Genomic DNA, 23441 nt, shown 5'->3' on the forward strand with positions numbered 1-23441 from the left:
GGTTACCGATACTCAGCGTACCTGATACGCTGGGTATCGTGAACATCCCCCAGCCTGACTTTCCCGGCGGCAGCGCACGAGGCTCCGCCAGCGCCGCTGCCGGCGGTGTGGACGGCCGCGACTCCCGCTGGCAGTCACACCGTGAGGAGCGCCGCCGTGAGCTGATCAAATCAGCCCGCAAGGCCGTGCACAGGCTCGGCAGCGACGCGTCCATGGAAGACATTGCCGTCGCGGCCGGCACCTCCAAGTCCGTGTTCTACCGCTACTTCGGGGACAAGGCGGGGCTCCAGCAGGCAGTGGGCGAAGTCGTGCTGAGCCAGATGCAGCGCCGCATCCAGGAAGCCGCCCAAGGCGCCCAGACGCCCCGCGAGGGACTGCTGGCGATGGTGTCCGCGTACCTCCAGATGGCGGAAACCAGCCCCAACGTCTATACCTTTGTCACGCGCTACACCCCCGGCGAAGCCACGGGCGGCACCATCGCCACCGCCGGAGCCCTGGGTCACTTCTTCGCTGCCATCAGCGACATGGTCGCCCGGCCCATGCGTGAGCACCTGGGCGGCTCGGCCGGGCGCGAGGCCGTGATCGAATACTGGCCGAACGCGGCGATCGGCCTCGTCCGGAACGCCGGCGAACAATGGCTGGCCAGCCCGGCGTCGCCAACCAAGCCCGACCAGGCGGCCATGGCACGCCAGATTACCGACTGGCTGTTCCTCGGCATTGCCCCCGAGCTGCGCACGGCAGCACCGACTTCACCACCCGTTTCAGCACCGACCTTGTCAGAACCAACGAAGGAATCGACATGACCGAACTAGCCGACCGCCCCACGGGCTCCCCTGCGAACCGCTCTGCCGCGAAGCCGGCATCCACACGTCCGGCGGCCTCGCCCGGCTCGCCGGCCTCGGCGGCTCCCGTCGTCGACGTCGCCGCGCTGGGCGAGCTGCTGCTGGGAAAGTGGGCCGATACCCGCCGCACCGCACGGGCACTCGCAGGCCAGCCGGAACTGCACAAGACGGAGGGGCTGACCCATACCGAGCACCGCCGCCGCGCCTTCGGCCAGCTCAAGATCCTGGTGGACAACGGTGCCGTGCACCGCGCCTTCCCCGTGTCCGTCGGGGGGGCCGATGAACACGGCGGCAACGTGGCCGGGTTCCAGGAACTCGTCATCGCCGACCCCTCGCTGCAGATCAAGGCGGGGGTCCAGTGGGGTCTGTTCGGCTCCGCCGTGAACCACCTCGGCACGGAGGAGCACCACCAGAAGTGGCTGCCCGGCATCATGAACCTGGACATTCCCGGCTGTTTTGCCATGACGGAGACCGGGCACGGCTCGGACGTCGCCAGCATCGCCACCACCGCCACCTACGATCCGGCCACCGAGGAATTCGTGGTGCATACGCCGTTCCGGGCCGCGTGGAAGGACTATATCGGCAACGCGGCAGTGGACGGCATCGCCGCCGTCGTCTTCGCCCAGCTGGTGACGCAGGGCGTGAACCACGGCGTCCACGCTTTCTACATGGACCTCCGCGACCCCGCCACGAAGGAATTCCTGCCGGGCATCGGCGGCGAGGACGACGGCGTCAAGGGCGGGCTGAACGGCATCGACAACGGCCGGCTGCACTTCACTCATGTCCGGATCCCGCGCACCAACCTGCTCAACCGCTACGGCAACGTCGACGCCGACGGCAGCTACAGCTCCCCCATCGCCAGCCCGGGCCGCCGCTTCTTCACCATGCTCGGCACCCTCGTCCAGGGCCGCGTCTCGCTCGACGGCGCCGCCGTCATCGCGTCGAAGCTGGCCCTGAAGACTGCAATCCAGTACGCCACGGAACGCCGCCAGTTCAATGCCTCCTCGCAGACCGACGAGGAAGCGCTGCTGGACTACCAGCGGCACCAGCGCCGGCTGTTCACCCGCCTGGCCACCACGTACGCCGCCGGTTTCGCCAGTGAACAGCTGCTGGAGAAGTTCGACGACGTCTTCTCCGGCCGGGCTGACACGGACGAGGACCGCCAGGACCTGGAAACCCTGGCGGCGGCGCTCAAGCCGCTCAGTACCTGGCACGCGCTGGATACCCTGCAGGAATGCCGCGAGGCCTGCGGCGGCGCCGGCTTCCTGATCGAGAACCGCTTCGCCTCGCTGCGCGCCGACCTCGACGTGTACGCCACCTTCGAGGGTGACAACACCGTCCTGCTGCAGCTGGTCGCCAAGCGGCTGCTGGCCGATTACGCCAGGGAATTCCGCACGGTGGACTTCGGCGTGCTGGCCCGCTACGTGGTCGGCCAGGCCACCGGAGCCGCCATCCACCGGACCGGCCTGCGCGGTGTCGCGCAGTTCATGGCGGATTCCGGGTCGGTGCAGAAGGCCGCCATCGCGATCAAGGACGAGGCAAGCCAGCGTGCACTGCTGACCGACCGGGTGCAGACCATGGTCGCCGAAGTCGGCTCGGCACTCAAGGGCGCGAACAAGCTGCCGCAACAGCAGGGGGCGGCTCTGTTCAACAGCCACCAGAACGAACTCATCGAGGCGGCCAAGGCGCACGCCGAGCTGCTGCAATGGGAGGCCTTCACCGAAGCGCTGGGCAGGGTCACGGACCCGGGCACCAAAAAGGTCCTGACCTGGCTGCGCGACCTCTTCGGGTTGTCCCTGATCGAGGAAAACCTGTCCTGGTACCTGATGAACGGCCGGCTCTCCATGCAGCGCGCCCGGACCGTGGGCGGCTACATTAACCGCCTGCTTGTGAAGATCCGTCCGCACGCACTGGATCTGGTCGACGCCTTCGGGTTCGGCCCCGAACACCTCCGTGCGCAGATCGCCACGGGCGCTGAGAAGCTCCGCCAGGACGAGGCCCGCGAGTACTTCCGCACCCAGCGCGCCAGCGGCGATGCCCCGGTGGATGAAAAAATCCTGCTGGCCCGCAAGGGCTCCGGGACCAAGGCGTCCGGCGCCTGACCCGGCTGTAATTCGACGACGGAGTATACGACGACGGCGCCGCCCCTGAGCCGGGGCGGCGCCGTCGTCGCCTGTTCTGCCGTTGTTGTCTGTTCTTCGGGTGCCGGGGTCAGGAACCCTTGGGGAGCACCGAACGGTAGACCTCGAGGGTGGTTTCCGTGATGGATTCCCAGGAGAAGTGCTCCTCGGCCCGGCGCCGGCCGGCCTGTCCCATTGCCCGGGCCCGGGCGGGATCGGACACGACTTCGGTCAGCGCGGCGGCGAATTCGGTGACGAACTTTTCCGGATCCAGCGGAGTGCCGGTCCCGTCCGTGACCTGCTCGATGTCCACCAGCAGTCCGGTCTCGCCATGCTGGACAACCTCGGGGATCCCGCCGGTGGCGCTGGCCACGACGGCGGCGCCGCAGGCCATCGCCTCAAGGTTGACGATGCCAAGCGGCTCGTAGATGGACGGGCACGCGAACGCCGTGGCGTGGCTAAGGACCTGGATGAGCTCGTTGCGCGGCAGCATCCGCTCCACCAGGATCACCCCGCTGCGCTGGGTCTGCAGCTGTTCGATCAGGAGCGCGGTTTCGGCCGCCAGCTCGGGGGTGTCGGCGGCGCCGAGGCACAGCACCAGCTGGACGCCTGCGGGCAGCTTGGCGGCGGCGCGCAGCAGGTAGGGCACGCCCTTCTGGCGGGTGTTGCGGCCCACGAAGACCACGCTCGGCAGGGCCGGGTCGATCCCGAGGGCCCGGACGACGTCCTCACCCTCGTCCCGGTTCCACATGCTCACGTCGATGCCGTTGTGCACCACCTTGACCTTGGCCGGGTCCACCTCGGGATAGCTGCGGAGAATGTCCTGGCGCATACCCTCGGACACGGCGATGATGGCGGCCGCGGCCTCGTAGGCGGTTTTTTCCACCCAGGAGGACAGGGCGTAGCCGCCGCCGAGCTGCTCGGCCTTCCACGGGCGCAGCGGCTCCAGGCTATGGGCGCTGAGGACATGCGGAACGCCGTGCAGCAGCGAGGCGATGTGCCCGGCCATGTTGGCGTACCAGGTGTGCGAATGCACAACATCCGCGCCGGCGACGTCCGGGACGATCCGCAAATCCACCCCGAGGGTCTGCAGCGCGGCGTTCGCCCCGCCGAGATCCTCGGGCACGGCGTAGGACGTGACCGTCGCCCCGTGATACCCGGGGTCACGGGGCGCGCCGAAGGCGCGCACCCGCAGATCCACGTGCTTGGCAAGCACCCTGCTGAGTTCGGCCACGTGGACCCCGGCGCCGCCATAGATTTCGGGCGGGAATTCTTTGGTCACTATGTCTATACGCACAGACCCCAAGGTAGTCGTTACGGTGGAACTGATCTAGTGTGAAGACGTTCGGGCGTGCCGGACTGTTTTTTGGGGAAGTACAACGGCGTTCAGGAGCGATCACCATGCCGAATAAGAAAGTCTTGGCCATTGTCCTCGCAGGTGGCGAGGGAAACCGGCTTATGCCGCTAACGGCGGACCGGGCCAAACCCGGCGTCCCGTTCGCTGGAAGTTACCGGCTCATTGACTTTGCGTTGTCCAACCTGGTCAACTCCCGCTATCTGCAGATCGTCGTTCTGACGCAGTACAAGTCGCACAGCCTGGACCGCCATATTTCCGAAACCTGGCGGATGTCCACGCAGCTGGGCAACTACATCGCCTCGGTCCCGGCGCAGCAGCGCGTGGGCAAGAGCTGGTTCCTTGGCAGCGCCAACGCCATCTACCAGTCCCTGAACCTCATCCACGACTCCAACCCGGACATCGTCGTCGTCGTGGGCGCCGACCACGTCTACCGGATGGACTTCGCCCAGATGGTTGACCAGCACGTCGCCAGCGGCGCGAAGGCCACCGTCGCGGCCGTCCGCCAGCCGCTGCACATGGCCGACCAGTTCGGTGTGATCGAAGTGGACCAGGACAACCCGGAGAAGATCGCCGCCTTCGTCGAGAAGCCGTCCTCCACTCCGGGGCTGGCCGCCGACCCCAGCCAGTTCCTCGCGTCCATGGGCAACTACGTCTTCGACGCCGACGCCCTCGTCGAGGCCCTGCATGTCGACGCCGAACGCCTGGACACCAAGCACGACATGGGCGGGGACATTATTCCCTACTTCGTCGACAAGGGCGAGGCCGGTGTCTACGACTTCACCCTGAACCAGATCCCCGGCTCCACCGAACGCGACCGCACCTACTGGCGGGACGTCGGCACCATCGACTCGTTCTACGACGCGCACATGGACCTCATCTCGCCCGTGCCGGTGTTCAACCTCTACAACTCGGAATGGCCGATCTACACGCGGCAGAGCATCTCCCCGCCGGCCAAATTCGTCCGCGGCCAGAAAAACACGGTCGGCACGGCCCTGGATTCGATCGTTGCCAGCGGCACCGTGATCTCCGGCGGCATCGTGGAAGGCTCCGTGCTTTCCAACGACGTCTACGTCAGCACCTCCAGCCGGGTCCTCGACTCCGTACTGATGGACAAGGTCAACATTGGTGAAGGCGCCGTCGTCAAGCGGGCCATCATCGATAAGAACGTCAAGGTCCCGGCGGGCGCCGCAATCGGACTCGACGCCGAACTGGACCGGGCCCGCGGCTTCAAGGTCACCGACTCGGGCATCACCGTCCTGTCCAAGGGACAGCTCGTCCCGGAGCCCGGCGAGCAGGAGCGCGCACTGTCGGCCGCCAACCTGATCCGGGTGCCGGACGCGGTCAAGGCCGCCACGGAGCACTGGCCCGCCCTGCGGGAATCCGTGGACAAGGCGGCGGAAGTCCAGGCGGCCGCCGTCGGGGTCACGGCTCCGCGGTCAGTCAACGCCCCCTGAGCCTGAACTCCGGCGGGAGTCCGGCCCCGGCGTCGGGCCGGGCTCCCCGCAGGCTGTAAAATTGGGGCAATGAGCTCCTCCGATTTGCCCTCCGATCTGACTCCCGAAGAAATACAGGCCTGCCTGAAGGTCCTGAACAGCATCCACGTTTACGACGAGGAGCACCCGGACTACGTTTCGGTGCGCCGCGCCACCGGCAAGATGTTCAAGGCCGTCAAGCGCCACCGCCGGGTCAGCAAGCGGGATGTGATCGCCGAAGCCGACCGCGCCGTGATCGCCCAGACGGCGACGGCGGCCCCGGACCGGATCGACGACGAAACGCGCGGCAACAAGCTCGCCTCCTCCACCACAGGGAGCATCGCCGGGCACCTGATCAAGTCCAGGCCGTGCTACATCTGCAAGCAGCACTTCACCCAGGTGGATGCCTTCTACCACCAGCTCTGCCCGGAATGCGCCGGTTTCAGCCACAGCAAGCGCGACGCCCGGACGGACCTGAGCGGACGCCGCGCCCTCCTGACCGGCGGCCGGGCCAAGATCGGCATGTACATCGCGTTGCGGCTGCTCCGCGACGGCGCCCACACCACCATCACCACCCGCTTTCCCAAGGACGCCGTGCGGCGCTTCGCCGCGATGGAAGACAGCGGCGAGTGGTTGCACCGGCTGCGGATCGTCGGCATTGACCTGCGCGACCCCTCGCAGGTGATGGCGCTGACCGACTCCCTCGACGCCGCCGGTCCGCTCGACATCATCATCAACAACGCCGCCCAGACCGTGCGCCGCTCGGGAAATGCGTACCAGCCGCTGGTCGACGCCGAGGACGAGCCCCTCCCCGCAGCCCTCCAGGCGGCTAACGGCGGTCCGGAACTGGTGACCTTCGGCCATGCCCATGACAAGCACCCGCTGGCCCTGGCCAGCACCGTCCTGGAGCACCCGGTGCTGGCCGGGGACGCGATCACCTCGCTGGCGCTGTCCACCGGTTCGGCCTCGCTGGAGCGCATCGCCTCCGGCACCGCCATCGACGCCGGCGGCCTGGTTCCCGACCTGGCCAGCATCAACAGCTGGACCCAGGTAGTGGACGAGGTGGATCCCCTCGAAATGCTCGAAGTCCAGCTGTGCAACGTCACCGCTCCGTTCCTGCTGGTCAGCCGGCTCCGCAGGGCGATGAAGCGTTCCACAGCGCAGCGGAAGTACATCGTGAACGTCAGCGCCATGGAAGGCCAGTTCTCCCGCGCCTATAAGGGTCCCGGCCATCCGCACACCAATATGGCCAAAGCGGCGCTGAACATGATGACCCGGACCAGCGCCCAGGAAATGCTGGACGAGGACGGCATCCTGATGACGGCCGTGGACACCGGCTGGATCACGGATGAGCGCCCGCACTACACCAAGGTCCGTCTGATGGAGGAGGGTTTCCACGCTCCTCTGGACCTCGTCGACGGGGCCGCCCGGGTCTACGACCCGATCGTCATGGGCGAGTCGGGCGAGGACCAGTTCGGTGTCTTCCTGAAGGACTACAAGCCGAGCCCCTGGTAGGCCCCGGCCCGGAGCAGAGCCCGCCGGTGGGTGCTACGGGCCTAATGGCTCTCGTGGTGTGTCTCCAAAATAATCTCTGAGAGTTTCGTTAAGCTGGGAGTATGTCGAATCCAGCTCCTGCTTTGGTGGTCTCCGATGGTCAGCGTGCGGCGTTGGAGGTGTTGTCGAAGTCCCAGACGGCGTCCCATCGTGAGGTGCAGCGCGCACAGGTCTTGTTGATGGCCGCGGAGGGGCTGGCCAATGAGTCGATTGCGAAGGTAGCGGGGACGAGCCCGGGGACGGTGAGGTCATGGCGGGCCCGGTTCGAGGAAGAGGGCCTGGCGAAACTGGGGGTGGTTCGTGCAGGCCGGGGCCGCAAGCCGGTGATTCCGCAGTCAACGATCGATGAAATCGTTGATTTGACGCGGAACTCGAAGCCGGACGGGCATACGCACTGGTCGGTTCGGACGATGGCGGCGAAGGTCGGGGTGTCCCCGGCGCAGGTGCAGCGGATCTGGGCCGCCCGCGGGCTGAAGCCGCACCGGGTCGAAGCGTTCAAACTTTCGACCGATCCGCGGTTCGAGGAGAAACTCATCGATGTGGTGGGCCTGTATCTGAACCCGCCGGAGCAGGCGATCGTGTGGTGCATGGATGAGAAGTCCTCGATCCAGGCCCTTGACCATACCCAGCCTTCGCTGCCGATGAAGAAGGACCGGGGCGAAACGATGACCCATGACTGCAAGCGCAACGGCACCACGACCCTGTTCGCCGCCCTGGACGTGGCCAGCGGAAAAGTCATCGGTTCATGCCTTCCCAAGCACCGTCACAACGAGTTCCTAACGTTCCTGAAAACACTCGAGAAGGAAGTCCCGGACGGACTGGCCGTGCACCTGATCCTCGACAACTACGCAACACACAAACACGCCAACGTCAGGGCCTGGCTGGAAAAACATCCAAGGTTCCACCTGCATTTCACCCCGACCTCATCGTCCTGGCTGAACCTGGTCGAGCGGTGGTTCCGGGAGTTGACCGACAAGGCCCTGCGGCGCGGAGCATTCCACTCAGTCCCGGACCTGATCGCGGCGATCGAGGGCTACCTCGCCGCCCACAACAATGAGCCCAAGCCCTTGGTCTGGACCGCAACAGCGGAATCAATCCTCGAAAAAGTCGCCCGCGGCCGCGTCGCACTCCAAGCCGTCAAGCAAAACTCAGACACACCACTAGTGCGGTTCCGGCACAGTACGTAGTATGGGTCCACATGAACACAGAGACGACGCCTGCGCCCCATTTCGGACTGTCCATCGACCAGTGCTGGATGCTGCTGGACACGGAGGTCGTGGGGCGGATCGCCCTGATCGTGGACGGGCATCCGGAGATTTTTCCGGTGAACTTCGCCCTTGAGCGCCGCTCTATCGTGTTCCGCACCTCCGGGGGCACCAAACTGTGGGCGGCGATGACGGCCAAACCCATCGCCTTCGAAATCGATGGCTACGACTCCCACGAACAGCAGGCGTGGAGCGTTGTTGCCCGCGGTGAAGGAGAACTGATCGAAAGCCAGCAGGAGAAGGAAAGCGTCGACGCCCGCTTGCTTGAGCCGTGGCAGCCTGGAGACAAGGACTATTACGTGCGGCTGTCCCCAAAGGCCCTGACCGGGCGCCGGTTCACGGTCAACCGGCCGGACCTGTGGAGCACACGGCTCTCCGATCCCCGCCGGGACTCCTTCGAATAGGGCACCCTTCGATTTGGGCACCTTTTGATCAGGAGGCCGGGCTGGCCCTACTTGGCGGCCTTCACGTCGGGGGCATGGACGACCAGGACGGGGCAGTGGGCATGCGCCACCAGCGCGGAGCTCACGGACCCGATCAGCAGTCCCCCGAACCCTCCGTGTCCGCGGCGTCCCACCACCACCAGGTCGGCGTCGCGGCTGGCCTCGATGAGGCTGTGCCGGGGGTGTCCCTGCACGAGGCGTGGCTCGACGTTGGCCGGGGTATCCGCCCCGAATGCCTTCTCCACCGTCTCCTGCAGGATTTCCGCGGCACGGACGTCGAAGTCGTCGATTCCGATGGCGACGTAACCGTCGTACACCGGAGGGACGTCCCAACTGGCCAGCGCCACCAGCGTCGCCGAGAACGGCACGGCGAGGCTCTGGGCCTGGCGAAGGGCCTCCACCGACGCTTCGGAACCATCAACCCCCACCACAATGGTCCGGATGTCCCTGGCTTCGGTCATGGCAGATCCCTTCGTCGTACGGCTGTCGCGTCCAGCCTATAGTGCCGTGCGGGCCAAGGAGGCAGCCAGGGCCGAAAAGTCATCGGGGACCGACGCCGGCCGGTCCGGCAGGACCAATGACCCTTGCCGGGGCCCGTGGCCCGGAGAAGAATTGTAGTCGCCGGGGACGGAGAGCCGGCTCCCGGAGTGGACAATGTAAAAACGGGGACCAGGCGCCGACGGCAACGGCGGCACCTGGGTCAGCGACAATGGATTCACCAGGCACGACCCGCAGGCGCCATCTGCGAAAAACAGGCTGGGGAGCACCGCACCATTCATGGCAGCGCAAGCCGCCGGACAGGAGAATTATGATTGCCTGGGCAGACGCAGGTCTCACTGCACCCGACGGGCCTCCCGCCGTCATCCGTGTTTTCATCCTGGATGACCACGAACTCGTCAGGCGCGGACTTCAGGAGCTCCTTGAGGGTGAGGGCTTCCTGGTGGTCGGGAGTTCGGGTTCCGCCGTCGAGGCGACCCGCCGCATTCCCGCCCTCCATCCGGACGTCAGTGTCCTCGATGCCCGGCTGCCGGACGGGACCGGCATTGAGGTCTGCCGGGACGTGCGCTCGGTCGACCCGTCGCTGAACTGCATCATCCTGACCAGCTTCGATGACGAGCAGGCCCTGCGCGGCGCCGTACTGGCCGGCGCCAGCGGCTATGTTCTCAAGGAAATCGGCGGCACCGACCTGATCGGGGCACTGCGCCGGGCGGCCACCGGCGAGTCGCTCTTCGCGGAAGGGGTCGCCGCCGGCATCGTTGACAGCATTGTCGATTCCGAAGAGGTGGACCCCCGGACATCATCCCTCACGCCCCAGGAGCGCCGGGTCCTGGAACTGGTGGGCGGCGGGCTCACGAACCGCCAGATAGCTGCGGAAATGTTCCTCGCGGAGAAGACAGTCAAGAACTACGTTTCGTCCCTACTGGCCAAGCTGGGCTTCGAACGCCGGACCCAGGCCGCTGTGTTCATAGCCGGGCCCTCCTCAGCGGCACCGCCCGGAGGCCATGCCCAAACCAGCCGCCCGCATGGTGTGCGCTAGCTGACGTCGTGACGGCCGCGCCTGCGGCTAGAGCGGCACCGACCATTCAAGGCTCGTGCCGGCGTCCGGCGCGCTGGTAATGGTGCATTCGCCGTCCAGCATCCGGGCGCGGTCTTCCAGGTTGGCAAGTCCCCGGCGTTTCTCGGGTTCCGCGAAGCCGGCTCCGTTGTCCGTGATGACCACCGTCACCCGGCTCTTGACCACACCCACCGAAACCGAAATGGTGTCCGCGCCGGAATGCCTGATGGCGTTGCTGAGCCCCTCCGAGACCACGGCTACAACGTTGTCGGCCTTGTCCGGGGTGACGGCATCCACGGGGCCAGTGATGATCAGGCGCGGCGTGAACGGCATGGACTTCGCCGAGCTGCGCGTTACCCGCCGGATACGTCCGCTGAGCAGTTCCATTTCGCCGCTGCTGCTCTTGAGCGAGTAGATGGTGTCCCGCAGGCTTCGGATCGCTTCGTCAAGCTCGCCGGTGATATTGCGGATCCGCTCGGTGGCAAGCTCATCCTTGGTGAAACGGGCCAGGCTCTGGACGCTGAGGCCGGCCGCGAACACCCGCTGGATCACGAGGTCGTGCAGGTCGCGGGCGATCCGGTCCCGGTCGGTGAAGACCAGCAGCTCCTCGCGGAGCCTGTGAACCCGGGCGAGCTCCAGGGCGAGGGCAACGTGGGACCCGAAGACGGCCCCCATCTCGATGTCCGTTCGGGTGTAGCGCAGCGCGTTCGGGTCCCGGATCAGCAGCAGGAGCCCGTGGTGCGCTCCCTGGGTGCTCAGGGCCACTGCCAGCAGCGGGCCGGTGATCCCGGCGTCGATCTCGTCGAAAAGGGCGGAGGCGTCCTCAAGCACCACGGGCTCGCCGCCGTCCAGGACACTTTCCAGCAACGGTGAATCGAGCCTCAGCGAACGGCCGGAGAACTGCAGACTGCGTTTTCCAGCGGCTCCCGCGACGATATGGCCGCGGCCGTCGGTGTCGGGCGCGACCAGCAGGGCCAGCTGCGACCCGGACTCCTGCAAAGCCCGGCTCGCGATGGGGTCCAGCCCGCAGGAGGTGTAGTCCCGGTCGCTGCTGAGCATCAGCCCGGAGACGTCCATGCAGGCTTCCAGCCAGCGGGCCCGGCGCCGGGCGTCGTCGTAAAGACGGGCATTCTCAATGGCGACCCCCGCAGCTGCCGCCAGAGCCACGGCCAGGCCCTCGTCCTCGGCCGTGAAGTCGCTGCCGTCTTCTTTTTCCGTCAGATAGAGGTTCCCGAAGACCACGTCCCGTACCCGCACGGGGACGCCAAGAAAGGACTTCATGGGAGGATGGTTCGCCGGGAAGCCGGAGGATACCGGATGGTTTCGCAGGTCATGAAGCCGAAGGGGCCGCGGTTCGGAAATCAGAAGGCCCAGGACTCCGTGGCCGGTCGGAAGGGGCCCGATCCGGTGGGCCGTCTCCTGGTCGATGCCGACTGTGATGAAGTGGCTGAGCGCGCCGTCGTCGCCGATGACGCCCAGGGCGCCATAGCGGGCATGAAGCAATCGGCAGGCGGACTGCGCCACGCGTTCGAGCACAGCATCGAGGCTGAGGTCCTCGGCAACGGCCACGACTGCCTCCAGCAGCCCGGCCATCCGTTCCTGGGATTGGAGCAGTTCCTCGGCCCTGGAAACGAACCCCTTCATGACACCGTCGATCATGGGTTGTGGCTCACTGGCGGTCTGGTCTGGTCGTTCCCTCATGGAATGCATGCTCATAGCCCCAATTCGATACAACACACAACGATCGTCCGCACTGACGATAGTGATGCCAGAATACCCCGAAGCGGCAGCAAAGGCCCCCGACGTTGGAGGATATTGCTTCGGATTGTGACCTTTTCCCCTACCCCGTGGCCGCGTGACCAGCGTAAGCTCGCGGCCATGAGTACTGATCCGAAGCCGGGAAAAACCCCGCAGGCACCCGAAGTTGAGAACCTCGATCCCCACGAATGCTGGCGTTTGTTACGCGGCGTCAGCGTGGGCAGGCTCGCGGTCTGGGTGGACGACCATCCCGATATTTTCCCGATCAATTACAAGGTGGATCACGGCACCCTGGTGTTCCGCACGGCGGACGGCACCAAACTCCAGGCGGCCACGTCCGACACCCCGGTGGCGGTAGAGGCCGACGGCGTGGATGCCGACAGCGGCATCGCCTGGAGTGTGGTGCTCAAAGGACAGGCGGCGCCGGTGCAGAACCAGCAGGAGGTCCTGGACACCGTGGGGCTGCTGCTGTTCCCGTGGCAGGCCGGCAAGAAGGAGCGCTTCGTCAGGATCACCCCGGATACCGTCACGGGACGCCGCTTCAAGGTGGTCCCGCCGTTGACCTGGTGGACGCCGCTGGATGACGCCACCCGCTCCGGACTCGAATAATCCCTGTGGCGGCCCCGATGCGCTACCAGACAATGCGGTTCTGAGGCCTCAGAACCGCTGCAGCTGATAGCGCATCGCGGGGCCGGCTCCGGGCATCACGCCAGGCGGGTGATCTCCACGCTCACGCTGAGGGCGGAGCCGCCGCCGCCGGACAGGATTCCCTTGAGCGGGGGCACATCGCGGTAGTCACGGCCCCTCGCCACGGTCACGTGGAAGTCGCCGGCCGGTTTGTGGTTGGTGGGGTCCCAGCTGCGCCATTCGCCGTCCCACCATTCCAGCCACGCGTGCGACTGGCCGGCGACCGTCTCGCCTAGTTCCGCCGTCGACCGCGGGTGCAGGTAGCCGGACACGTACCGGGCGGGGATGCCCCGGCTGCGCAGCGCGCCGATGGCCAGGTGCGCCAGGTCCTGGCAGACGCCCTGGCGCTGGTTCCAGGCCTCCTCGGCGTTCGTGGTGACGCCGGTGGAGCCCAACATGTAGGTCATTTCCCCGCGCATCCAGTCAAAAACCGCCAGGGCGGCCTCGTGCGGGTTACAGCCCTGGACGACGCCGGGAACGACCCCGAGCACTTCGGAGCCCGGCCCGGTGAGCTGCGACTGCGGGATCCAGTCGCTGAACTTGTTGAGCGTCTCCGGGGTGTCGAGGAGATCCCAGCCGACGATGTCAGCCTCCGCCGGGATCCTTTCCGAGCGGTGCACCTCGACGGTGGTGGTGGACAGGACCTCAAGGTGCTCGTGCGGCATCTGCATGTCAAAGGCCGTGACGCGGGTGCCCCAGTAATCGCGGTAGCTGCTCAGGGCGGCCTGGGACGGCGAGACCTTCAGGGAGGACTCCAGCACCACCTGCTGGGGATCCGTCAGCGGGGTCATGCGGGCCTCGTTGTAGGAGAGTGTGACGCGTTTGTTGTATTTGTACGCCGTCTTGTGGATGATGCTCAGCCGGGTCATGAAACTTCTCCCACCCAGGCCAGTTCGTCTGCCTGATTGAAGTACTTACGGGAAATGGCGTCCGAGGCCTGCGAGACAGCCTTCTGCACGCGCTCCATGTGCTCCGGCAGTTCCGACATGAGGTCATCGGTGCGGTGGAACTCCAGGAAGGTGCGGGCCTGGCCCACAATCCGGCGGGCGTCGTTGATAAAACCCACGCGCTGGGCCGAGGGGTCCAGCATCGCAAGGCACTCGTCGGCGTCGCGCAGCGCGTACACGATGGACCGCGGGAACAACCGGTCCAGCAGCAGGAACTCGGCGGCGTGCTGGTCGCCGAATGCTGCACGGCGGGTCCGCAGGAACGACTCGTAGGCGCCCGCGCAGCGGAGCATGTTCACCCACGACATGCCTGCGGAAAGGACGTCCCGGGTGGAGAGCATCCGCGCGGTCATGTCAGCGCGTTCCAGCGACCGGCCCAGGACCAGGAACTGCCAGCTCTCGTCGTGGCTCACCGTGGTGTCCGCGAGGCCGCTGACCATGGCCGTGCGTTCCAGCACCCAGTTGCAGAAGCGGTAGGTTCCGACGACGTCCTTGCGGTGCTGGTTGAGCCCGTAGTACGTGGTGTTCAGGCTCTCCCAGAGCCCCGACGACACGGTTTCCCGGGCGCGCCGGGCGTTCTCCCGCGCCGCGCCCAGGGAACCGGCAATCGACGTGGCGCTCTGCTTGTCGTACGCCAGTGCGTTCAGCAGTTCGGGGAGGCCGAACTCCTCGCTCTGCGCCCGGGCGCCCATGACGGCGAGGAGTTCCTGCGCCACGCTGCGCTGTTCCTCTATCGGCAGGTGGTTGAGCCGCTCAAGGTGGACGTCGAGGATCCGGGCAGTGCCGTCAGCCCGTTCCACATAGCGGCCGATCCAAAACAGTGACTCGGCGATACGGCTAAGCATTCGCGGTTACCTCCAGCGCATCGGAAATCTCAAAAGAACAGATCGGCGGAACAATGATCGACACGGGGCCGCGGGTCACTGCTGCTGCTCCTTCTGGCTGTCACGCCAGTTGCTCTCGACGGGCCAGACCGAGACCCGATCGCGGACCGTGATGGCCGGGCGCGGCAGGGCCTCCACCGGAACCTCCGGGGAGTCCGCGAGCACCCAGGTGTCCTTGGAACCTCCGCCCTGGCTGGAGTTGACGATCAGGGAGCCTTCCTTGAGCGCCACCCGGGTCAGGCCGCCGGGCAGGACCCAGACGTCGTCGCCGTCGTTGACGGCGAAGGGGCGCAGGTCCACGTGCCGAGGGCCGAACTTGTCCCCGCTGAGCGTGGGAACCGTGGACAGCTGCAGGACCGGCTGCGCGATCCAGCCGCGGGGGTCCGCGATGACGCGTTTGCGCAGGGCCTCGAGCTCGTCCTTGGTCGCATCCGGTCCGATCACCAGGCCCTTGCCGCCGGAACCATCCACGGGCTTGACCACCAGTTCGGCCAGACGGTCCAGGACCTCTTCCCGGGCTTCTTTTTCTTCCAGCCGGAAAGTGTCCACGTTGGCGATCACGGGTTCTTCATGGAGGTAGTAGCGGATCAGGTCCGGGACGTAGCTGTAGACCAGCTTGTCGTCTGCGACGCCGTTGCCCACGGCGTTCGCGATGGTGACGCCGCCGGCGCGGGCCGCGTTGACCAGGCCCGGGCAGCCGAGCATGGAATCGGCGCGGAACTGCAGCGGATCCAGGAACTCGTCGTCGATGCGTTTGTAAATCACGTCCACGCGCTGTTCACCGGCGGTGGTGCGCATGTAGACACGGTTGCCGCGGCAGATGAGGTCCCGCCCTTCGACGAGTTCCACGCCCATCAGGCCGGCGAGCAGCGTGTGCTCGAAGTAGGCGCTGTTGAAGACGCCGGGGGTCAGGACCACCACGGTAGGGTCGTCGACGCCGGTCGGCGCCGTCTTGCGCAGGGCCGACAGCAGCCGGCGGGGATACTCTTCGACCGGCCGGATGAGCTGCTGGCCGAAGGCTTCGGGCAGGCCCTTGGCCATCGCGCGGCGGTTCTCCAGGACGTAACTGACACCGGAGGGGACACGGACATTGTCCTCGAGGACACGGAACGTCCCGGCGGCGTCGCGGACAACGTCGATGCCGGAAATATGGACGCGGACGCCTCCGGCGGGCTCGAAACCGTGCACCTGGCGGTGGAAGTGGGCGCTCGTCGTGACGAGCTGGCGCGGGATGACGCCGTCGGCCACCACGGTCATCTTGTCGTAGACGTCATTGAGGAACGCTTCAAGGGCCCGGACGCGCTGCGCCACGCCCTTCTCCAGGACGGTCCACTCATCGGCCGGGATGACCCGGGGGACGATGTCGAGCGGGAAGGGCCGCTCCTCCCCCGCGAAGTCGAACGTGACACCCCGGTCCAGAAAGGTCCGGGCCATCGAATCGGCGCGGGCGGTGACATCAGCCAGCGAGAGTTCACGCAGGGCTCCGGCAACCTGCCCGTAGGACTGCCGGGGCAGTTGCTCGGGGGTAAACATCTCGTCGTAGGCGCCGGAGCGTTCGGCGGCTACCGAGTAATCCTGGAATAGGTCAGACATGTGATTAGACAATCACCTTTTTGTGACGAAATCATTTCGGCGCGCCCGCTGGAGCGTGGCGTCCGGGAGCGCGAAAAGGCCGGGCGTGGCCGCGGTCCGCGGGCCGCCAGCCGGGGCGATTCCGGCGGCGGCCGTCGTGGCGGTTACGGCTTTTCCCGGCGGTTGCGTCAAGGTGGAGACGTGCCACCACTTACGCCCGAACCGCTGCCCAAGGCTGACCCGTTGCCGCGCCTGCTGCCGGGTCTGCTGCCGGGTCTGCTGTCCGCGGCGGCGGCCGTCGTGCTTGCCCTCGCCGGCCACAGCATGGTTCCGGTGCTCCCGGCCATGACGCTGGCCGTGGCGTTCGGACTCCTTGCCGCGAATGTCCCGGGGCTGTCCGGCTGGACCGCGGGCACGGGCCGGCCGGGACTGGATTTCGCCGGCAGGCACCTGATGCGCGCCGGGATCGTGGTCCTGGGCCTGAAAGTCAGTCTCGTCGATGTGCTTGGACTCGGCTGGGCCGCGCTGCTGCTGATCACGGGTGTGGTCCTGGCCGCGTTCGCCGGAACCTACGGCATCAGTCGGCTGTTCCGGCTGCCGCCGCCGGTTGCGCTGCTGATTGCCACCGGCTTTTCCATCTGCGGGGCCTCCGCGATCGGGGCGATGGCTGCTGCGCGCCGGATCCGGCAGCAGGACACGGTGCTGCCGGTGGCCCTCGTGACCCTGTGCGGCACGCTGGCCATCGGTGTCCTGCCCCTGTTGATCCAACCGCTGGGGCTCAGCCCGGAAGTCTTCGGGGCCTGGGCCGGGGCCTCGGTGCACGATGTGGGCCAGGTGGTGGCCACCGCGCAGACCGCCGGCGCGTCGGCGCTGGCCGTCGCCGTCCTCGTCAAACTCACGCGGGTGATCCTGCTGGCGCCCATGGTCGCCGCCGCCGGGCTGCACCACCGCAGCGGCGCCGGCGCCGAAGCCGGCGTGAAGCGCCCGCCGATCGTCCCGTTGTTCGTCCTCGGCTTCGTCGCCCTGGCCGCCCTGCGCACCACGGGCTGGCTCTCCCCCGGGATCCTCGACGCCGCCGCGGTCCTCCAGGACGTGCTGCTGGGGATGGCGCTCTTCGGCCTCGGCTCGGCGGTGCGGGTGGGCGGGCTGCTGAACACCGGAGCTCGGGCCCTGCTGGCTGCGCTGGCGTCCTGGCTCCTGATCGCCGGGCTGGGGCTGGGCGCCGCGTTCCTCATGATTAGATAGCGGGGTGTCGAACCAGAACCTGCGCCGCGATGAAGCCGCAACCCGCTCAGCCCTCATCACCACCCACAGTTACGACATCTCCCTGGACGTCCGGCAGGCCGCTGATCCGGACGCCGCCGGCTACCCGAGCCGCAGTGTGATCAGCTTCTCCGCGGGCGAACCCAGGGCCTCGACGTTCCTGGACTTCATCAGCAGCGAGGTCCACAGCGTCCTCCTCAACGGCAAGGAACTCCGCGTCGCCGACGTCGTGGACGGCTCCCGGATCCGGCTTGAGGACCTCCAGGCTGACAACCAGGTCACCGTCACCGGCACCGCGCTCTACAGCACCTCCGGGGAAGGCATGCACCGCTTCTTCGACCCGGCCGACGGCCAGTGCTACCTCTACACGCAGTACGAGCCCGCCGACGCCCGCCGGGTCTTCGCCAACTTCGACCAGCCCGACCTCAAGGCGGAATTCACCTTCCACGTCATGGCACCCTCGGCCTGGCAGGTGTCCTCGAACGGCATCGAAACCCAGCGCACGCTCCTCACCAGCGACCCGGACACGAGCCGCTGGGATTTCGCCACCACGAAGGCGATGTCCACGTACATCACGACCGTGCTGGCGGGCCCGTACTTCAAGGCCGAGGACTCCTGGAGCAGGGCGCTCGACGACGGCACCCGTCTGGAGGTGCCGCTGGCCCTCTACTGCCGCGCCTCGATGGCGCCGTCCTTGGACCCCGACGCCCTCTTCACCCTCACCCGGAACGGCCTGGACTTCTTCGACGGGCTCTTCGACTTCCCGTACCCGTGGGGGAAGTACGACCAGGCCTTCGTGCCCGAATACAACCTCGGCGCGATGGAGAACCCCGGGCTGGTGACCTTCACGGAAAGCTACGTCTTCACCTCACGGGCCGCCGATTCGCAGTACCAGGCGCGCGCCAACACCCTGCTGCACGAGATGGCGCACATGTGGTTCGGCGACCTCGTCACGATGCAGTGGTGGGACGATCTCTGGCTCAAGGAGTCCTTCGCGGACTACATGGGAACCCTGGCCGTGGACCGCACCACGGACTGGGCCACGGCCTGGGTGAACTTCGCGAACAACCGCAAGGCCTGGGCCTACATGCAGGACCAGCTTCCAACCACCCACCCGATCGTCGCCGACATCCCAGACCTCGAGGCAGCCAAGCAAAACTTCGACGGCATCACCTACGCCAAGGGCGCCTCGGTCCTCAAGCAGCTGGTCGCCTACGTGGGTTTCGAGGCCTTCGTGGCCGGCTCGCGCCAGTACTTCAAGGACCACGCCTACGGCAACACCACTTTGGCGGACCTGCTGGCCGCGCTCAGCGCCGCCTCCGGGCGGGACCTCGCGGACTGGGCCCGCCAATGGCTGCAGACCTCCGGCATCTCCACCCTCACCACCGAGATCGAGGAGCACGGCGGCGTCCTCGGCACGGTCACCATCATCCAGGACGCCGAGGACCCGACAACGGGCCGGCAGGAGCCGCGGCCGCACCGGCTCCGGATCGGCCTGTACGGGATGGACGACGCCGGCGCCCTGGTCCGCACCGGCAGCGTCGAGACCGACGTCAGCGGGACCCGGACCGAGGTGACGGCCCTGGCCGGGAAAGCGCGGCCGGCCCTGCTGCTGGTCAACGACGAGGACCTCAGCTATGCCAAGGTCCGGCTGGACCCGCGCTCCGAAGCCACCGTGCGGGCCTCGCTGGGCGCGCTCAGTGATCCGATGGCCCGGGCCCTGTGCTGGACCGCCCTCTGGGACTCGGCCCGCGACGCCGTCACGCCGGCATCCCTCTACGTGGACGCCGCGCAGCGCTTCGGCCCCGCCGAATCCGGCATCGGCGTGCTGCTCAACGTGCTCGGAAACGCCGCCACGGCGATCGAGCGCTACGTGCACAGGGCCCGGCGGGACGAGATCCGGCACGGATTCCTGGCCGCCGCGGCCGCCGAATTCCGGCGGGCCGAACCGGGCTCGGACCGGCAGCTGGCGTGGGCACGCACCCTGGCCGCCACGAGCCGCTTCGACGCCGGTTACCTCGACCTGGTCCGCGGCATTCTGGACGGCAGCACCGTCGTCGAGGGCCTGGCCGTCGACGCCGAACTGCGCTGGAACCTGTGGCACGCGCTGGCCGCCAACGGCCAGGCCACCCGGGAGCAGCTGGATGAGGAGCTGGCGCGGGACAATACCGCCGCGGGCAAGTCCGGTCACGCCACGGCCCTCGCCGCACGCCCCGAGCTGGCCGTCAAGGAAGCGGCCTGGCAGGAGGCCGTGAACAGCACCTCGCTCTCCAACCAGCTGCTCAGCGCCACCATCGCCGGTTTCACTACCGCCCCGGCGTCGCTGCTGGGCGGTTTCGTTGACCGCTATTTCGAGTGCCTGGAGCAGGTTTGGGCCGGCCGCAGTATTGAGATTGCCAGCAGGATCGTCCGTGGCCTCTACCCGGCCGGGCAGGATCTGGACGGGCACGGTGCCGACCCGGATACGCACGCAGTGATCGTCCGGACGGACAACTGGCTGGCCGAACACCCGGACGCCCCGCGGGCGCTGCGCCGCATCATCATCGAACAGCGCAGCCATCTGCACCGTTCCCTCACGGCTCAGACCCTGACTGCGGACCCCCTATCGAGTGCTCCGTAACGGCCCTTTGGCGGCTCTGAACGGCAGTTGCGGGGCAATCGCCCGGCTTTGGGGTCGAGGACCATTCCGCGGAAAAGTAGCGCTAAGGATCAATACGACCGCAACGATTGCTAGCGTCGATCGTTGAGGGAGCATGGCTGGTGAATATTTGACGGCTGCCGAAGAGTCGGCGTACGGGCGGTATGCGCATGAAGCTCCGGAACAGTCGGTGCTGGATCGGTTTTTCTTCCTCGATGATTTGGATCGCGAGCTGGTGGCGAAGCGGAGGGGCGACCACAACCGGCTCGGGTTCGGACTCCAGCTTGTGACCGTTCGTCATCTGGGTGCTTTCCTGGATGATCCTGTGGATGTTCCAACCGCTGTCGTCGATTTTGTTGCGGTGCAGGTCGGCGTGGCCGATCCGTCGTGTGTGAAGCGGTACGTGGAACGGAAGCAGACTCGGTTCGAGTACCAGTGGGAGATCGCGGTCTACGGTTTCGTCACTTACGCGTCGATGGAGACGGAGCTATTGGAGTGGGTGGACCGGCAGGCGTGGACCTACATCGCCAGATCACTCCTCGAATCCGGCGGATTCAGACCGAAACTACACTCTCAATCCTGAAGAGCCACACAACGGCTTGGAACGACACTTCATGCTCGGGACTGCCATCAGGAAGGTTCGAAGCCCAGCCGGCCTCGCACGAGTTTCTCCACAAGGGCGACATGCTGCTTGTCGCTGCAGCCGTCCTTAATTAGCGTCGCCAAGTATGTGACGTACGCCGCTGTGCGGGTGTCGTACGCGGCGGCACGAGTTTCGAGTGCTAGGGCAAGAGTTGCATGCGCCTGTGCCAGCGCGATTTTCAAGCTGTGCTCGTCAGGTTCACCGGCCAATGCTGATTCAGCCGCTTGCAGCATGGTTTTTGCAACAGCGGCGTGCTCATTGGCCGCATGCTGGCCGAGATCGGGTTGCATTGATGTGCCTTCCGTGTGGGCGTTATAAATACTCAAGTTTACTAAATTCATTGGTGATTCCTATTGACGCCTATGCTATCCGAAATTATGGTTAGCCCATCGGGGGATGCAACATGAATATTGGTCGTGGATCCTGATGATCTGCAGTGCACATCAAGGTCCAAGGGGGGGACTCATGTTTGCTAAATCACCAATCATTACGGTCAAAAATCGGCTTGCCTTTTCTGGGGGTGTCGCGGCCGCTGCATTAATGGCCACCATTGCCATCAGCTCGCCGGCAAACGCCTCCATAGGCCAGTGTCCGACGAACGGCGCCTGCGGCTGGTTCGACGGGAACTATTCAGGAACCTTTGGATACTGGACGTCGAGCGCTTCCTATTTGGCTGGGTACAACGACAACCTTTCATCTGTTTCAAACGAGAGGGCAACCTCCATCGGATGGTGGACGAACTCCGGATACAGCGGCTCGGTTTGGACTCAGTCTCCTAACGCTGCTGGCTACTTTACGTGGCCAGACTGGAGGAATGAATCCTTCAGTTCGCTTTACATCTACGCCTTCTGAGATGGTCCGGTTCCCGATCGGGCTCGCAGCGGTAGCAGCCGCGGCCGCTATTTTTCTTTCCGGCTGCGGGTCCAACCCTCAGCAGGACCATGCGGATGCCCGCGCCCGGCTTGACCGGGAGTCAGCCCAGATCGTCCTCCCCTTGGAGGCTTACGCGATGACAGCGTCGGAGGTCAAGGAAGCCTCCCACGCCAACGCGATTCTGATTGACCGATGCTTGTCCAAGAGCGGCAGGACGTTCCCCAGGGCAGCGCAGGACTGGGATGCGATACCAAACCTGCCAGACAGACGATACGGGCTGTGGTCCGTTCGCGACGCTGAATCAAACGGCTACGAGCTCCCTGAAGCCTCAGAGGCGAAGGCGCTATCGGCCCAGGAGGACGCCCTAGGCGATGAGTGGTGGAAAGCATTCCGTTCTTGCAGGTCCGAAGTTCAGATGTTTCCTATAATGGGAATCAACAGCTCCTCCGAAATGTCACCGGTGGATAAGGGAATGCAGGAATCCTTCGATGCGGTACTGGCAAGCGAACAGTTCGCGAACGCGCTCAAGGCTTGGTCCCAGTGCGTCGAGGCGGAGGGACTCACGCCGAACAAGGACGAAAAATTCATGGTGCCCAAATTCCCGCAGGCTGGGGAGGAACAGCTAAGAGTCGCAGCCGTGGATGTCCGATGCAAGGAAACGAACGACAGCGTGCAACCTCTTGCTGACTTCGAAGCGCGTCAACAGCTGTCGTACATCGACAACCACGAAGGCGAAGTCCGGGAGTACCGAACCAAGGTTGATGAGACGCTCACTGCTGCACGGAAAGTTCTCTCCAGCGGTGGGTGATGAAGCCCTGGCCGGGAACCGGAAATCATTTGGCAGACTAGCGCATCCCCGTCGTACATGGGCCTTCCTTGTTGGGTGCATCGTGATCGCAGTTGCTGCGTTCGGGCTCGGTACGTTCGTCCGGTCCGCTGATGCGACTGTCCTCGATGCACGGGATCAACAAATCCCTGTATATGCCGTAGTAGATAGCCGTGCTGTCAGTGAGAGCATCAGAATTCAGGGCGAGGTCATTGGGAGTGACACCTACACAGTTCACGCTTCGCTCCCCGATGGAGCCGCGCGCGCGGTAGTGACAGCAACCGCCGTGCCGCTTGGTGCCACGGTCGCCAGCGGCGCTCTCATTGGCACCGTCTCCGATCGTCCGGTATTCGCCCTCGCCCTCGAAATTCCCTTGTATAGGGATATTCAACCGGGTAAAAGTGGCTCAGACGTCTCAAGCTTGCAGGACTGTCTAGCCCGGATTTTTCATGATGGTCGGGTTGGCTGCCGGGCCCCGGGGTGATTCTCGCCCGGGTTGATTTTGTTGTTTTGGGCGTGCTGGCGGGGCCTGTTGTCGCCGGCTGGGGCGTCGGGTTCCACGTCTCCGATGGGTTGTGCTGGGGTTGAAGGGGGTGGCCGTCCGGTTCNAGTCCGGCGATGGCGGCCAGGAGCGTGGTGATCGTGCCGGTTTCCGGCGCGGTGTCAGGGATCAGCAGCCGGGTCTGCCGGGCGCGGGTGATGAGTTTCCCGGCGGTCGCGAAGAGCCGGTACCGCCACCGCT

At 66.0% G+C, this 23441-nt stretch carries 20 protein-coding genes; 13 read left to right on the forward strand and 7 right to left on the reverse strand.

The features are described from left to right. Window positions 1-44: 44 nt before the first annotated feature. Both ACZYX4_RS09335 and ACZYX4_RS09340 read left to right on the forward strand, forming a co-directional pair. Complete coding sequence (locus ACZYX4_RS09335) at window positions 45-803, forward strand: TetR/AcrR family transcriptional regulator (RefSeq protein ID WP_463875319.1); 759 nt, start codon at window positions 45-47, stop codon at window positions 801-803. Continuing rightward, window positions 800-2944 carry an acyl-CoA dehydrogenase family protein gene (locus ACZYX4_RS09340; protein ID WP_463875293.1) on the forward strand — a complete coding sequence of 715 codons (2145 nt, stop codon included), beginning with the start codon at window positions 800-802 and terminating at the stop codon, window positions 2942-2944. The genes ACZYX4_RS09335 and ACZYX4_RS09340 overlap by 4 nt, the downstream gene beginning before the upstream one ends. Window positions 2945-3053: 109 nt before the next feature. Here ACZYX4_RS09340 and glgA read toward each other — a convergent pair whose 3' ends face one another. Next, a complete protein-coding gene (gene glgA, locus ACZYX4_RS09345; RefSeq protein WP_463875294.1) occupies window positions 3054-4259 on the reverse strand; it encodes a glycogen synthase in 1206 nt (401 codons plus the stop codon). Between the two features lie 98 nt (window positions 4260-4357). On the opposite strand from glgA, the gene glgC reads away from it, so the two are divergent. The 4 genes from glgC (at window position 4358) to ACZYX4_RS09365 (ending at window position 9014) form a co-directional block, all read left to right on the forward strand. Then, entirely contained in the window at window positions 4358-5773 is a 1416-nt protein-coding gene (gene glgC, locus ACZYX4_RS09350; protein ID WP_463875320.1) for a glucose-1-phosphate adenylyltransferase, read from the forward strand. Between the two features lie 69 nt (window positions 5774-5842). Then, window positions 5843-7306 carry an SDR family NAD(P)-dependent oxidoreductase gene (locus ACZYX4_RS09355; protein WP_463875295.1) on the forward strand — a complete coding sequence of 488 codons (1464 nt, stop codon included), beginning with the start codon at window positions 5843-5845 and terminating at the stop codon, window positions 7304-7306. A gap of 101 nt (window positions 7307-7407) precedes the next feature. Continuing rightward, the gene (locus tag ACZYX4_RS09360) at window positions 7408-8532 is read left to right on the forward strand and encodes an IS630 family transposase (protein ID WP_463875296.1); all 1125 of its coding nucleotides are present in this window, start codon (window positions 7408-7410) and stop codon (window positions 8530-8532) included. A gap of 11 nt (window positions 8533-8543) precedes the next feature. Continuing rightward, entirely contained in the window at window positions 8544-9014 is a 471-nt protein-coding gene (locus tag ACZYX4_RS09365; RefSeq protein ID WP_463875297.1) for a pyridoxamine 5'-phosphate oxidase family protein, read from the forward strand. Window positions 9015-9061: 47 nt separating this feature from the next. On the opposite strand, the gene ACZYX4_RS09370 is transcribed toward ACZYX4_RS09365, so the two are convergent. Beyond that, the gene (locus ACZYX4_RS09370; RefSeq protein ID WP_463875298.1) at window positions 9062-9514 is read right to left on the reverse strand and encodes a universal stress protein; all 453 of its coding nucleotides are present in this window, start codon (window positions 9512-9514) and stop codon (window positions 9062-9064) included. A gap of 347 nt (window positions 9515-9861) precedes the next feature. On the opposite strand from ACZYX4_RS09370, the gene ACZYX4_RS09375 reads away from it, so the two are divergent. Continuing rightward, window positions 9862-10590, forward strand: a complete 729-nt coding sequence (locus ACZYX4_RS09375; protein WP_463875299.1) for a response regulator — start codon at window positions 9862-9864, stop codon at window positions 10588-10590. Between the two features lie 27 nt (window positions 10591-10617). On the opposite strand, the gene ACZYX4_RS09380 is transcribed toward ACZYX4_RS09375, so the two are convergent. After that, on the reverse strand, window positions 10618-12309 hold the full coding sequence (locus ACZYX4_RS09380; RefSeq protein ID WP_463875300.1) for a sensor histidine kinase: 1692 nt from the start codon (window positions 12307-12309) through the stop codon (window positions 10618-10620). Window positions 12310-12486: 177 nt separating this feature from the next. On the opposite strand from ACZYX4_RS09380, the gene ACZYX4_RS09385 reads away from it, so the two are divergent. Beyond that, on the forward strand, window positions 12487-12975 hold the full coding sequence (locus tag ACZYX4_RS09385) for a pyridoxamine 5'-phosphate oxidase family protein (RefSeq protein ID WP_463875301.1): 489 nt from the start codon (window positions 12487-12489) through the stop codon (window positions 12973-12975). A 95-nt stretch (window positions 12976-13070) separates the two neighbouring features. Here ACZYX4_RS09385 and ACZYX4_RS09390 read toward each other — a convergent pair whose 3' ends face one another. From ACZYX4_RS09390 to ACZYX4_RS09400, 3 genes are all read right to left on the reverse strand, one after another. After that, window positions 13071-13922, reverse strand: coding sequence for a transglutaminase family protein (locus ACZYX4_RS09390; RefSeq protein WP_463875302.1), 852 nt, complete (start codon window positions 13920-13922; stop codon window positions 13071-13073). Next, window positions 13919-14845, reverse strand: coding sequence for an alpha-E domain-containing protein (locus ACZYX4_RS09395; protein WP_463875303.1), 927 nt, complete (start codon window positions 14843-14845; stop codon window positions 13919-13921). The genes ACZYX4_RS09390 and ACZYX4_RS09395 overlap by 4 nt, the downstream gene beginning before the upstream one ends. Window positions 14846-14920: 75 nt before the next feature. Further along, the gene (locus ACZYX4_RS09400; protein ID WP_463875304.1) at window positions 14921-16477 is read right to left on the reverse strand and encodes a circularly permuted type 2 ATP-grasp protein; all 1557 of its coding nucleotides are present in this window, start codon (window positions 16475-16477) and stop codon (window positions 14921-14923) included. A gap of 204 nt (window positions 16478-16681) precedes the next feature. On the opposite strand from ACZYX4_RS09400, the gene ACZYX4_RS09405 reads away from it, so the two are divergent. The 3 genes from ACZYX4_RS09405 (at window position 16682) to ACZYX4_RS09415 (ending at window position 20940) form a co-directional block, all read left to right on the forward strand. Further along, complete coding sequence (locus ACZYX4_RS09405; protein ID WP_463875321.1) at window positions 16682-17701, forward strand: YeiH family protein; 1020 nt, start codon at window positions 16682-16684, stop codon at window positions 17699-17701. A 4-nt stretch (window positions 17702-17705) separates the two neighbouring features. Beyond that, entirely contained in the window at window positions 17706-20339 is a 2634-nt protein-coding gene (gene pepN, locus ACZYX4_RS09410; RefSeq protein ID WP_463875305.1) for an aminopeptidase N, read from the forward strand. A 133-nt stretch (window positions 20340-20472) separates the two neighbouring features. Next, entirely contained in the window at window positions 20473-20940 is a 468-nt protein-coding gene (locus ACZYX4_RS09415; protein ID WP_463875306.1) for a DUF4158 domain-containing protein, read from the forward strand. Window positions 20941-20987: 47 nt separating this feature from the next. Here ACZYX4_RS09415 and ACZYX4_RS09420 read toward each other — a convergent pair whose 3' ends face one another. Next, on the reverse strand, window positions 20988-21341 hold the full coding sequence (locus tag ACZYX4_RS09420) for a hypothetical protein (protein ID WP_463875307.1): 354 nt from the start codon (window positions 21339-21341) through the stop codon (window positions 20988-20990). A 124-nt stretch (window positions 21342-21465) separates the two neighbouring features. On the opposite strand from ACZYX4_RS09420, the gene ACZYX4_RS09425 reads away from it, so the two are divergent. Both ACZYX4_RS09425 and ACZYX4_RS09430 read left to right on the forward strand, forming a co-directional pair. Further along, window positions 21466-21852 (forward strand): peptidase inhibitor family I36 protein, encoded by a 387-nt coding sequence (locus tag ACZYX4_RS09425; RefSeq protein WP_463875308.1) that lies wholly within the window; start codon window positions 21466-21468, stop codon window positions 21850-21852. After that, complete coding sequence (locus tag ACZYX4_RS09430) at window positions 21815-22681, forward strand: hypothetical protein (RefSeq protein ID WP_463875309.1); 867 nt, start codon at window positions 21815-21817, stop codon at window positions 22679-22681. Before ACZYX4_RS09425 ends, ACZYX4_RS09430 begins: the two co-directional genes overlap by 38 nt. The last annotated feature ends 760 nt before the right edge of the window (window positions 22682-23441 follow it).

This window comes from Pseudarthrobacter leeuwenhoeki (assembly GCF_055412885.1).

Excerpts from the sequence above, each read along its gene's own strand:
- ACZYX4_RS09340 (WP_463875293.1), top strand. The coding sequence starts at position 800 with ATGACCGAACTAGCCGACCGCCCCACGGGCTCCCCTGCGAACCGCTCT.
- ACZYX4_RS09355 (WP_463875295.1), top strand. The coding sequence starts at position 5,843 with ATGAGCTCCTCCGATTTGCCCTCCGATCTGACTCCCGAAGAAATACAG.
- ACZYX4_RS09360 (WP_463875296.1), top strand. The coding sequence starts at position 7,408 with ATGTCGAATCCAGCTCCTGCTTTGGTGGTCTCCGATGGTCAGCGTGCG.
- ACZYX4_RS09365 (WP_463875297.1), top strand. The coding sequence starts at position 8,544 with ATGAACACAGAGACGACGCCTGCGCCCCATTTCGGACTGTCCATCGAC.
- ACZYX4_RS09370 (WP_463875298.1), bottom strand. The coding sequence starts at position 9,514 with ATGACCGAAGCCAGGGACATCCGGACCATTGTGGTGGGGGTTGATGGT.
- ACZYX4_RS09375 (WP_463875299.1), top strand. The coding sequence starts at position 9,862 with ATGATTGCCTGGGCAGACGCAGGTCTCACTGCACCCGACGGGCCTCCC.
- ACZYX4_RS09380 (WP_463875300.1), bottom strand. The coding sequence starts at position 12,309 with ATGAGGGAACGACCAGACCAGACCGCCAGTGAGCCACAACCCATGATC.
- ACZYX4_RS09385 (WP_463875301.1), top strand. The coding sequence starts at position 12,487 with ATGAGTACTGATCCGAAGCCGGGAAAAACCCCGCAGGCACCCGAAGTT.
- ACZYX4_RS09390 (WP_463875302.1), bottom strand. The coding sequence starts at position 13,922 with ATGACCCGGCTGAGCATCATCCACAAGACGGCGTACAAATACAACAAA.
- ACZYX4_RS09395 (WP_463875303.1), bottom strand. The coding sequence starts at position 14,845 with ATGCTTAGCCGTATCGCCGAGTCACTGTTTTGGATCGGCCGCTATGTG.
- ACZYX4_RS09400 (WP_463875304.1), bottom strand. The coding sequence starts at position 16,477 with ATGTCTGACCTATTCCAGGATTACTCGGTAGCCGCCGAACGCTCCGGC.
- ACZYX4_RS09415 (WP_463875306.1), top strand. The coding sequence starts at position 20,473 with ATGGCTGGTGAATATTTGACGGCTGCCGAAGAGTCGGCGTACGGGCGG.
- ACZYX4_RS09420 (WP_463875307.1), bottom strand. The coding sequence starts at position 21,341 with ATGAATTTAGTAAACTTGAGTATTTATAACGCCCACACGGAAGGCACA.
- ACZYX4_RS09425 (WP_463875308.1), top strand. The coding sequence starts at position 21,466 with ATGTTTGCTAAATCACCAATCATTACGGTCAAAAATCGGCTTGCCTTT.
- ACZYX4_RS09430 (WP_463875309.1), top strand. The coding sequence starts at position 21,815 with ATGAATCCTTCAGTTCGCTTTACATCTACGCCTTCTGAGATGGTCCGG.